Here is a 2,576-nt window from a genome sequence, read left to right on the forward strand (position 1 = left end):
TGAATATTCGGAGGTTTGAGAGCCACCGGATATTGCCGTTCGGAGCCACCATTATTGCCGTTGAGAGCCGGCACCTCCCCGGGAGGGAGCCACCGGCCCTCAACAACGTCCTTTAGCCCGTAACCCCCGAGGTTTTCTCCCTCATGTTGTAGCTACCGGTCTCGACCCAGGTCGTGTTGTGGACGATCCGATCCATGATCGCGTCCGCGTGGACCCCGGACCCGAGCCTGGCATGCCAGTCCGACTGCTTGTACTGGGTGCAGAACACCGTTGCCGTCGAGCCGTACCGACGTTCCATCAGTTCCAACAGCATCCTCAGGAACGCCCCCTTCGGAGGATCCAAGAGCCATTCGTCGACGACGAGCAAGCTGAAAGCCCCGTACTTCTTCAAGAACTTGTTCTGCCCCAGGGGCTTGTCCTCGGCTTGCCGCCATTCCTCTTCCAGGTCCGGCATGCGCACGTAATGCGTGCGGATCAGCTTCAAACACGCCTGCTTCGCCAAGGCGCAACCCAGATACGACTTCCCCGACCCGGTGAATCCCTGGAACACGACGTTGTGGAATTGGTCTACGAAGGCGCAGCTGGCCAGCTCGGTGAGCGTCATCCGGTTCAGCCCGCGTTCCTCCAGCAGGTCCACCTGCCTCAGGTCAGCGTTGGGGTAGCGCAGGCCGGCACGCCTGACCAGGCCGCTGACCTTCGAATGGGTGAAGGACGAATGCGCGTGGTCCACGGCCAACCGCAGACGCTCCTCAAACGTCAGTCCCATGCTCAGGACGTCGTCCTGGGACTCCACGGCCTCGAGCAAGGCGCCGGCCGCCATTTCCCGCAATTTCCTTTTGGTTTCCATGTCTATCGAGGTCATCGGGCACCGCCCGAGTAGTAGTCGCTGCCGCGCACGTATCCGCCCGGTTCGGGCTCGGGAAGGGAATCATTCCGGATGCTTGCCCGGTCTTGGCCGGTGTCCAGGATCGGCCTGATGTGCGCATACCGCGGCGAACGCACCTGGCTTTGCAAGGCGACGCGGCACGCCGCCTCCAGCCGTTCCGGGCTGAACTTCCTCGAAAGCCTCAACACCGCCAGTGCCGCGTTCAGGCCCTGCTCGGCGACCGGAACCGATGCGAAGATCCGGTCCACGACTTCCACTGTGCTGGGCCCGATGCGGCTCGCCCAGCCCCTGACCCGTTGCGGTTCCCACTGCCGCCACTGCCTGTCGGCGGGGATATCCGAATCATTGGTGCGATACTGGTTGATCGCCGAGGCGGGCAGCAACCGGTGGCTGGTCAGCCGTTCCTGGTTCCGGTAGACCTCCAGCATGGTTTCCGTGATGCGCAGGTCAACGCTTGCCCCGACATTGACCAGCGGAACCGAGTAGTAATTCCGCTTCCACGTCACGTAGCTGTTCTTCGCGACCTTGCGCCCATAGACCCAGTCACTGATTTCGTACGGCACCGCCGGCAAGGGACGGAGCAACGGCTGCTCTTCTTCAAGGAAGACGCTCAACCGGGACCCGGCACGCTTCTGGAACGGTTCGTCGTTATACGCCTGGACGCGTTCACGGATCGCTGCACGAAGCTGCGCCAGCGAGGTGAACCGGGTATCGCGCAGTCCGGCAATGATCCACGTCGCCACGTGGCCCACCGTATTTTCCACGCTAGATTTGTCTTTTGGCTTCCGGACGCGGCCAGGCAACACCGCTGCCACGTAGTGGCTGGCCAGGTGCCGGTAGGAATCATTGAGCACGATCTCTCCCTCGGCAGGATGCTTGATCACCCCGGTCTTGAGGTTGTCCGGGACGATCCGCGGAACAGAGCCTCCCAACGCCTCGAACAGGGAAACATGGGCGCGCAGCCAACTGGCCTGCTTCATATCGAGGCAGGCCTCGACAAAAGCAAACCGGCTGAACGGCAGGCAGGCCACAAACAGGTAGACCGTCGTCTTGGCGCCGGTGTCCGGATCGAGCAAGGCCATGGTTGGACCGGACCAATCGACCTCGACGCTCATCCCCGCCTTGTGCTCCACCCTTGAGGTGGCGCTGTGTTCCAGGACGTACCGGTGATACGACTTGCAGAACCTGTCGTAGCCCATGGTGGCCTGGCCCTTGACGGTTTCCTCATCGACGTATTCGCCGTGCAGGAGCTTGAGCGTCACCCCGACCTTCGCAAGTTGCCTATGCATCGCGCCCCAGTCGGGCTGCGCGAACACGCTCTGGTGCTCCCCGCGGCCGGGGAACAACAGCTCGTAAACGGCATTCTCGGTTTTGTCTTGGGCCTCGGCCCAGGCGATCCCCGCGTTTGATGCGGCGTCGAGGACGTCGGACACGCTGTTCCTTGAGATGTTCTGCGAGGCGGCGATATTCCGTCCCGACATCCCTTCGGCGCGAAGCCGGAGTATCAGCTTCGCGTTGATCTTTCGTACCATTGGTGTTGCTCCTTCTACCACGTGGCCGTCACATGGTGGGAGGAGCTTATTTCATGGCTCCCAAGGGCGCTACGGGTGGCTCTGAAGGAGAATATTCGCATTTTGGCGGGGTGGCTCTGAACGGCAATATTGGTGGCTCTCAAAGAGTCAAATATTCA

Annotated in this window: 2 protein-coding genes; both read right to left on the minus strand. The window is 61.7% G+C overall.

The features are described 5' to 3' along the window. Positions 1–112 precede the first annotated feature (112 nt). Positions 113–862, minus strand: coding sequence for an ATP-binding protein (locus DQ353_RS20950; protein WP_113765117.1), 750 nt, complete (start codon positions 860–862; stop codon positions 113–115). Further along, positions 859–2,418 (minus strand): IS21 family transposase, encoded by a 1,560-nt coding sequence (istA, locus tag DQ353_RS20955; RefSeq protein WP_113765118.1) that lies wholly within the window; start codon positions 2,416–2,418, stop codon positions 859–861. Before istA ends, DQ353_RS20950 begins: the two co-directional genes overlap by 4 nt. Between the last annotated feature and the right edge of the window lie 158 nt (positions 2,419–2,576).

This window comes from Arthrobacter sp. AQ5-05, assembly GCF_003287975.1.
In the GTDB taxonomy this organism is placed as follows: Bacteria; Actinomycetota; Actinomycetes; order Actinomycetales; family Micrococcaceae; genus Paeniglutamicibacter.